This is a genomic window from Silvania sp. (genome assembly GCF_051656365.1).
GTDB classification, from domain to species: domain Bacteria; phylum Pseudomonadota; class Gammaproteobacteria; order Enterobacterales; family Enterobacteriaceae; genus Enterobacter; species Enterobacter hatchlandensis.
The window spans coordinates 38,989-47,143 of record NZ_JBOGBT010000063.1 but is presented as its reverse complement, the minus strand read 5'-3'; the positions used below and the strand labels follow the sequence as shown (position 1 = coordinate 47,143).

General features: G+C 57.1%; 10 protein-coding genes and 1 other annotated feature. Of the genes, 2 read left to right on the top strand and 8 right to left on the bottom strand.

Translation table 11 applies throughout. The annotated features are described in order from the left end of the window. The 8 genes from ACRDD5_RS12315 to ACRDD5_RS12280 all read right to left on the bottom strand — a co-directional run. Nucleotides 1–341 (bottom strand): ferrochelatase (locus ACRDD5_RS12315; RefSeq protein ID WP_438676917.1); only part of this gene is annotated, 341 nt, incomplete at its 3' end. A gap of 124 nt (nt 342–465) precedes the next feature. Next, complete coding sequence (gene adk / locus ACRDD5_RS12310) at nt 466–1,110, bottom strand: adenylate kinase (RefSeq protein ID WP_271283354.1); 645 nt, start codon at nt 1,108–1,110, stop codon at nt 466–468. Between the two features lie 194 nt (nt 1,111–1,304). Beyond that, nucleotides 1,305–3,179 carry a molecular chaperone HtpG gene (htpG, locus tag ACRDD5_RS12305; protein WP_271283353.1) on the bottom strand — a complete coding sequence of 625 codons (1,875 nt, stop codon included), beginning with the start codon at nt 3,177–3,179 and terminating at the stop codon, nt 1,305–1,307. Between the two features lie 111 nt (nt 3,180–3,290). Then, nucleotides 3,291–3,896: a recombination mediator RecR gene (gene recR, locus ACRDD5_RS12300; protein ID WP_271283352.1), complete on the bottom strand. Its 606-nt coding sequence runs from the start codon at nt 3,894–3,896 to the stop codon at nt 3,291–3,293. Next, the gene (locus ACRDD5_RS12295) at nt 3,896–4,228 is read right to left on the bottom strand and encodes a YbaB/EbfC family nucleoid-associated protein (RefSeq protein ID WP_271267765.1); all 333 of its coding nucleotides are present in this window, start codon (nt 4,226–4,228) and stop codon (nt 3,896–3,898) included. The genes recR and ACRDD5_RS12295 overlap by 1 nt, the downstream gene beginning before the upstream one ends. A 53-nt stretch (nt 4,229–4,281) precedes the next feature. Then, complete coding sequence (dnaX, locus tag ACRDD5_RS12290; RefSeq protein ID WP_438676916.1) at nt 4,282–6,216, bottom strand: DNA polymerase III subunit gamma/tau; 1,935 nt, start codon at nt 6,214–6,216, stop codon at nt 4,282–4,284. Continuing rightward, nucleotides 4,888–4,952: a sequence feature (DnaX frameshifting element), on the bottom strand. (Overlaps the previous gene by 65 nt.) Nucleotides 6,217–6,303: 87 nt before the next feature. After that, nucleotides 6,304–6,855: an adenine phosphoribosyltransferase gene (gene apt / locus ACRDD5_RS12285; protein ID WP_271283345.1), complete on the bottom strand. Its 552-nt coding sequence runs from the start codon at nt 6,853–6,855 to the stop codon at nt 6,304–6,306. Nucleotides 6,856–7,007: 152 nt separating this feature from the next. Beyond that, entirely contained in the window at nt 7,008–7,385 is a 378-nt protein-coding gene (locus tag ACRDD5_RS12280) for a DUF454 family protein (protein WP_271283344.1), read from the bottom strand. A gap of 50 nt (nt 7,386–7,435) precedes the next feature. On the opposite strand from ACRDD5_RS12280, the gene priC reads away from it, so the two are divergent. After that, a complete protein-coding gene (gene priC / locus ACRDD5_RS12275) occupies nt 7,436–7,963 on the top strand; it encodes a primosomal replication protein N'' (protein WP_438676915.1) in 528 nt (175 codons plus the stop codon). 9 nt (nt 7,964–7,972) lie between these two features. Further along, nucleotides 7,973–8,134 carry a pleiotropic regulatory protein RsmS gene (gene rsmS / locus ACRDD5_RS12270; RefSeq protein WP_438676914.1) on the top strand — a complete coding sequence of 54 codons (162 nt, stop codon included), beginning with the start codon at nt 7,973–7,975 and terminating at the stop codon, nt 8,132–8,134. The last annotated feature ends 21 nt before the right edge of the window (nt 8,135–8,155 follow it).

Genomic DNA, 8,155 nt, shown 5'->3' with positions numbered 1-8,155 from the left:
AGTTCATTAACCGCACTTTCCAGCGAGGGTTTGCCGTAGCTCATACCCAGCACCACCGGCATATCCGGCAGACGGGCGGCCAGCGCTTTTTCCTGGCGGCGGCTGTAAACCATCAGCGGCGAACCTTCATCCATCCAGACCGACTGATACAGTTTTGCCACGCGCGGGGAACGGATCGGCAGGATCACACCGCGCAGCAAGGGCCACCACAGCAGGCGCGGGGTATCCACAACGCGTGTGTCGCTCAAAAACTGGCGCAGATAACGGCGAACCGCTGCGGAGGTGGGGGCTTCGGGGGTACCTAAATTGGCAAGCAGGATGCCGGTTTTCGCCTGACTCATTCACGCCTCATAACCATTTGACTGGCTGATAATTGTATCTGAAAAGCGCGTAAACGGAACCAATTGCAGCGAAAGGAGAAATGAGAATTTTTCTCACCCGGATAGCCGGGTGAGAAAGGTGCGATTAGCCGAGGATTTTTTCCAGCTCTGCACGGACTTCAGCAACCGGCTTAGTACCGTCTACTTTTGCGTATTGGGTGTTACCCGCCTGCGCTTCTGCAGAGTAGTAGCCAATCAGCGGCGCGGTCATCTGATGGTATTCCACCAGGCGTTTACGCACGGTCTCTTCCTGATCGTCTTTACGCGTGGATAGCTCTTCGCCGGTCACGTCGTCTTTACCTTCCACCTTCGGCGGATTGAATTTGATGTGGTAAACGCGGCCAGAAGCAGCATGTACGCGACGACCAATGATGCGATCGACGATCAGCTCATCTGGTACATCAAACTCCAGCACGTAATCCACGTTGATGCCCGCTTCTTTCATGGCGTCAGCCTGCGGAATCGTACGCGGGAAGCCGTCCAGCAGGAAACCGTTGCGGCAATCTTCCTGCGTAATGCGTTCTTTAACCAGCGCGATAACCAGCTCATCGGTCACCAGTTTGCCGGCGTCCATGATGTCTTTTGCCTGTTTGCCCAGCTCAGAGCCAGATTTAACAGCGGCACGCAGCATGTCACCCGTAGAGATTTGCGGAATACCGTATTTCTCCATGATGAACTGAGCCTGAGTTCCTTTACCCGCGCCCGGAGCGCCAAGCAGAATAATACGCATTGCGAAAATCCCCTCAAAAGTTGGTTCAATTTTTCAAAAGCGCTAAACAATACCATCAAGACGGGTATGGCTCAAGAAAGGCGGGGAGGCTGAAACGGTTAATGAGGGGAATATATTAGAGGATGCGGCCTGAATGCCCTCACCCCGGCCCTCTCCACAGGGGAGAGGGTTAGGGTGAGGGGTGTTGTTGGGTCTTACGCCAGCAGCAGCGCGTTCACGCGCTTAATGAACTGGTTTGGATCTTCCAGCGTGCCGCGCTCGGCCAGCAGGGACTGATCCAACAGCAGCTCGACCCACTCGGCGAAGCGAGCTTCGTCCTGGGTTTCTGCCGCACGTTTCACCAGCGCGTGATCCGGGTTCAGCTCAAAGATGTACTTCACTTCCGGTACGCTCTGGCCCGCCGCGGCGAACAGCTTCGCCATCTGGGTGCTCATCTCGTCAGAATCGGTGGTGACGATGGCTGGCGTGTCGGTCAGACGATGAGTGAAACGCACCTCTTTCACGCGCTCGCCCAGATGGGTTTTCACGCGCTCAACGAACGGCTCAAGGGCTTTTTCCGCCTCTTTCGCGGTTTCGTCCACTTCGTCCGCCAGCTTGTCGATGGATTCATCGGCTTTCGCCACAGACTGGAATGACTTGCCGCTGAACTCGGTCAGGTAGTTCATCATCCACTCATCGATGCGATCGGAAAGCAGCAGCACTTCGATGCCTTTCTTACGCAGCAGCTCCAGATGCGGGCTGCTCTTCGCCGCAGCATAGCTGTCTGCGGTGATGTAATAGATCTTCTCCTGCCCTTCTTTCATTCGCCCGATGTACTCTTCCAGCGACACGGTCTGCTCGGCAGAGTCGGTGTGCGTGGAGGCAAAGCGCAGCAGTTTGGCAATCGCTTCAACGTTGGCTGAATCTTCTGCCGGGCCCTCTTTCAGTACCAGACCGAACTGTTTCCAGAAGGTGAGGTATTTTTCCGCGCTCTCTTTCGCCAGCTTATCCAGCATCTGCAGCGCACGTTTGCTCAGGGCGGTACGCAGATTGCGAGTGACGGTGCTGTCCTGCAGGATCTCACGGGAGACGTTCAACGGCAGATCGTTAGAATCGATCAGGCCGCGCACAAAGCGCAGGTAGTTCGGCATGAACTGCTCGGCTTCGTCCATGATGAACACACGCTGGACGTACAGCTTCAGGCCGTGCTTGTGATCGCGGTTCCACATATCCCACGGCGCCTGCGCCGGGATGTACAGCAGGCTAGTGTACTCCTGCTTCCCTTCCACACGGTTGTGGCTCCAGGTCAGCGGATCGGTAAAGTCGTGGGCGATGTGCTTATAGAACTCGTTGTACTCGTCGTCTTTGATTTCAGACTTGTTACGCGTCCACAGCGCCTGGGCCTTGTTGATCTTCTCCCAGGAAAGCACGGTTTCACCGTCCTGCTCTTCCTGTTTTTCGATCTCGACCGGCAGGGCGATATGGTCAGAATATTTGCTGATGATGGAGCGCACGCGCCAGTCGTTGAGGAAATCGTCTTCCCCTTCGCGCAGGTGCAGGGTGATCTCGGTGCCGCGATCTGCTTTGGTGATGTCGGCAACGGTATATTCACCTTCGCCGTGGGATTCCCAGAACACGCCGCTTTCAGCGTCTTCGCCCGCTGCACGGGTGCGTACGGTCACTTTATCCGCCACGATGAATGCGGAATAGAAGCCCACGCCAAACTGGCCAATCAGCTGGCTGTCTTTCGCCTGATCGGAACCCATCGATTGCAGGAACGCTTTGGTGCCGGATTTGGCGATGGTGCCGAGATGGTCAATGACCTCATCGCGGGTCATCCCGATCCCGTTATCAGCGATAGTCAGGGTGCGGTTCTCTTTATTAAAAGAGACGCGCACGCGCAGATCGCCGTCACCTTCATAGAGCTCTGGCTTAGAGAGCGCACGGAAACGCAGCTTATCTGCCGCATCAGAGGCGTTAGAGATAAGCTCACGCAGGAAGATTTCTTTATTGGAATAAAGAGAATGGATCATCAGGTGCAGAAGTTGTTTAACTTCTGACTGGAAACCGCGGGTTTCTTGTCCTTTCATACTAAGTCGACCTCAACAATGCCATTTAATGGGGTTTAAAAGCGTTGAGGGAGAGATGGGGATAGAGGGGAAACTTTTCAAGCGGAGGCCGTGAAAGCAGCCTCCGTTTGTTCAGAAAATAAGCTTGTGACGCCCGGCCAGCGAGTGCGACAGCGTGGTGCCGTCGACCATTTCCAGCTCGCCGCCCACCGGAACGCCGTGGGCAATTCGGCTGGCCGCCACGCCATACTGCGCGCATAGCTCACCGATATAGTTGGCGGTCGCCTCCCCTTCTACCGTCGGGTTGGTGGCGAGGATCACCTCGGTCAGCGTTTCGGCTTCCAGCCGTTGCTCCAGCCGGTCAAGACCGATGTCGTCCGGGCCAATACCGTCCAGCGGCGAAAGATGCCCCATCAGCACAAAATAGCGGCCAGAAAACTGCCCGGTCTGTTCGATGGCGTAGATGTCCGCCGGACTCTCCACCACGCAGATCTGACCGTTTTCCTGACGACGCGGATTGGTGCAGATGTTGCACACGTCCTGTTCGGTAAAGGTGCGGCAATCGGCACAATGACCGATTTCTGACATGGCGCGGGTCAGCGCCTGCGCCAGGCGCATTCCGCCGCTGCGATCGCGCTGCAACAGGGTAAACGCCATGCGCTGCGCTGATTTCGGGCCAACGCCCGGCAGGCAGCGCAGCGCTTCCATTAGCTGCGTAAGCAGCGGACTGGTTTGCATCAGAACGGCATCTTAAAGCCCGGTGGCAGCTGCATTCCGGAGGACACAGACGCCATTTTCTCTTTTTGCGTTTCGTCGATACGACGCGCAGCATCGTTGAATGCAGCAGCAACCAGATCTTCCAGCATGTCTTTGTCGTCTTCGAACAGGCTTGGATCAATCTCCACGCGACGGCAGTTATGCGCGCCGTTGATGGTGACTTTGACCAGACCTGCGCCCGATTCGCCAGTCACTTCCAGCTGTGCGATCTCTTCCTGCATCTTCTGCATTTTGTCTTGCATCTGCTGGGCCTGTTTCATCAGGTTACCCAGACCGCCTTTACCACCAAACATAGGCTTCTCTCTTCAGTCACGTTACAGATAACAACCGTAAGTCAGACTCACGATCAAATGGGGCGAATACTCTCTTCATCCAGATCTGCATCAAAATAGCGCTGCAGGGTCTGAATGTTATTATCCGCGATAATGGACTCACGCGCCTGCGCGAGCTTCTCTTCATAAATGGCCTGACGCCACTCAAGCGGCGTTCGCACCGCCGGATTATCATCTTCTATAATAGTCAATTCAACCGGTGCCCCCCGTAATGTACCAAGCGCCTCGGTCAGCACCTGCTGCGCGCTCGCCGAGTTCAGGTGGCGCTGGCCCGAGCGCAAATGCAGGCAGACACGATTGCCTTCCTGCTCGCACCAGGCGTTCAGCGCGACCTGTTCCACCAGTTTAGGGAGCTTCAGCTGGCTGACCTCAGCCGCCCAGGCGTCGCGTTCCAGCGACTCTTCGGCAAGCTTAGCGGACAGCTCCGGCGTCTTCTCATGCTCCAGCGCTTTTTTCAGCGCCTTCGGCGTGGTGATTTCCACCTTGACCGCTTCGGCCGGGGCGGTGGATTTCCAGCGATACGCCTCTTTCTTCACCGGAGTCTGTGGCTCAGAAGGGCTTGTCGCGGCACGCGACTGGACGCGATCCGAGACCGATGCCAGACGTTCAAGCGCAGCGTTATTTACCGGCCGCGCTCTGCCTGGCGCTGCCGGTTCACTCTTTTTTGGCTTGGGTGCTCCCTGCGCGCGCTGAAGCTGATTGCGGGCGGCGAGCACCTGGCTGGTGGCATCCGACAGCGGCACATCATGGCGCGGCGGTGGCGGCGTACTCTGCTGGGCAGGCACCTGCATCGGCGTCAACACCGCCGTGGGGGCGACCGGGGCGAATGACTGTGGTTGAACCTCGGGCTCAGGCAGCGGCATTCGCGGATGGAACGCCAGCGCACGCAGCAGGGCCATTTCAACGCCCATACGTCGGTCCGGTGCGAACGGCAGCTCCTTGCGACCCATCAATAAGGTTTGATAGTAGAGTTGCACATCCGTTGGTGGAATGGTTCGCGCCAGCTCGCGCATCCGCTGTTCAATCGCGGCCATATCGGCACCGAGTGCTGCCGGCGAGAGCTGTACCATAGCAATACGGTGCAGCAGGCTCAGCATCTCAACCAGCAGAGCTTCCCACTCGATGCCGCGTGAGGCTGCAGCATCCACTAACGTCATCACGCGCTCGCCGTTGGCCTCGACCACCGCCTCAATCAGCGACAGCGCCTGATCGTCATCCAGGGTGCCAAGCATAGTGCTGACCGCAAGCGTAGAGAGCACACCGTCACCGCTGGCAATCGCCTGATCGGTGAGGCTGAGCGCATCGCGCAGGCTGCCATCGGCCGCACGGGCCAGTAGCTGCAGGGCACGCGGCTCGTGCGTCACCTGCTCTTCATTAAGAATATGCTCGAGCTGATCGCGGATCTGCCCGACGTCCAGCGCCTTCAGATGGAACTGCAGGCAGCGGGATAAAATGGTGACCGGCAGCTTTTGCGGATCGGTTGTCGCCAACAGGAATTTAACGTGCGCAGGCGGCTCTTCCAGCGTTTTCAGCAGGGCATTAAAGCTGTGGCGGGACAGCATGTGCACTTCGTCGATCAGATAGACCTTAAAGCGGCCGCGTGCCGGCGCGTACTGGACATTATCCAGCAGATCGCGGGTATCTTCGACTTTGGTGCGTGAGGCGGCATCGATCTCAATCAGATCGACAAAGCGCCCCTGCTCGATTTCACGGCAGTTGTCACACACGCCACACGGCGTCGCGGTGATCCCGCTTTCGCAGTTAAGGCCTTTCGCCAGCAAACGGGCAATAGAGGTTTTACCGACGCCACGGGTGCCGGAAAAAAGATAAGCGTGATGGATACGTCCTAGCGATAAGCCGTTCGCCAGGGCGGTCAGCACATGTTCCTGGCCGACAACGTCAGCAAAGGTTTGGGGTCGCCATTTTCGGGCTAACACCTGATAACTCATGGGCGGGCTCTGCAACGCTGGAAGGTGGATAATCAGGGGGTAATGCTAACACAACCTCACCCGTTGGGCGAGGTTGTGGGAGGGGGATTAATGTCCCGGGAAAGGCACGAGGCTGTAGCTGGTGATGCCCTGTTTTTCCAGGCGCTGTTCGCCGCCCAGATCGAACAGGTTAATGATGAAGGCCGCGTCGGTCACTTCGCCACCCAGACGCCGGATCAGCTTAACGGTGGCTTCAATGGTGCCGCCCGTTGCCAGCAGATCGTCAACCACCAGCACTTTATCGCCAGGCTGGATCGCATCGATGTGGATCTCCAGCTGATCGGTGCCGTATTCCAGCTCGTAGCTTTCTGCGATGGTTTCACGCGGCAGTTTACGCGGCTTGCGCACCGGCACAAAACCGACACCCATTGCCAGCGCTACCGGCGCCCCAAACAGGAAGCCACGCGCTTCGGTGCCAACCACTTTGGTGATCCCGGCGTCCTTATAACGCTCAACCAGCAATTCAATGCTGAGAGCATACGCTTTCGGGTCTTCCAGCAAGCTGGTGACATCGCGGAAAAGAATACCCGGCTTCGGATAATCCTGGATGCTTTTGATGCTGTTTTTAAGATATTCAAGCTGCTGCGCAGTTGCGGTCATAAGTGTGTGCCTGATGAAAACGGTGTTGCTCACGGAGCGCATAACGGTTGGGTCAAAGTAACATTTGTTTAACCTTTAACCAGCCGCACCCGTGCTCGAAAACGGTCGAATTTACTGGCTGCGCACGAGAATTGCAACAGCCATTCTGCGGATTATGACTTTTGTTGCTTTTCATCAACCACCGGGATACGCCACATGAAAATCAGCAGGCAGCCAAGGCACACCAGCAGCAGTATCCGCACCCACAGGATGTGAACCAGCCATAATGAGATGGCGAAGGTCACGAGGATCAGCGCAATCGCGCGCGGCTTGGCCCCGGGCGGCATGGCCCGGTACTGCTGCCAGTGGCGCAGATAACCGCCAAACCACGAGCGATGCACCAGCCAGTGGTGAAAACGCGGCGACGAGCGGGCAAAGCACCAGGCCGCCAGCAGGATGAAGGGCGTGGTCGGCAGAAGGGGCAATACGACGCCCAGCGTGCCAAGCACTACCGCAAGCCAGCCAATGATGATTAAAATAGTACGCTGCATAATGCGAATCGTTATCAAACTGAACGGCTACTGTACCACTGGAGAGCGGATTGAAAACAGCCTTGCTTTTACAGACGCTGCAAAATCAGCTGACGGCCCTGCGAACGCAGGCCGCCCCGTTGATGCAGCACGCAACCCTGAAGCCGCGTTTTGACCGGCAGCTGTTCCGCACCCGCAGCACCGTAATGAAAGATTATCTGGATGAAGCCCAGCACAATCTTGATGAACTGGGCCACGCGGTAGAAAAAGCGCAGACTGAGCAGGTCGCCTGGCTGGCGACCCATCTGGCAGAGCAGATTGCCGCCCTGCACCGGGAGATCGCTGCCTGGCCGCTGCGCCTCTGGGACAGCGCCTCTGCGGGGGCAACAAAATGGCAGCGCAAGCGCCTGGAGCATCAGGAGTTTGAACGTCGGCTAGGTGAAATGAAAGAGGAACGCCAGATGAAGCTGAACCAGACCGACACCTTGGAAGAGCAGCAGCGACTGATGCGTGAAATCACCGCCCTCGACGGCCGCCTTGAACGCTGCCGTAAAGCACTGGATGATATTGAGCGCGTGATTGCGCGTATGACCCGTTAACTGGAGAACATGATGTCACTGGAAAATGCCCCGGACGAGGTCAAGCTGGCCGTCGATTTAATTATGCTGCTGGAAAACCACGATTTACCGGCCGAGACGGTATTGAAAGCGCTGGATATTGTGAAGCGGGATTTTGAAGGGAAACTCCCCTCACCCCTGCCCTCTCCCTAAAAGGGAGAGGGAGAAAAGCAG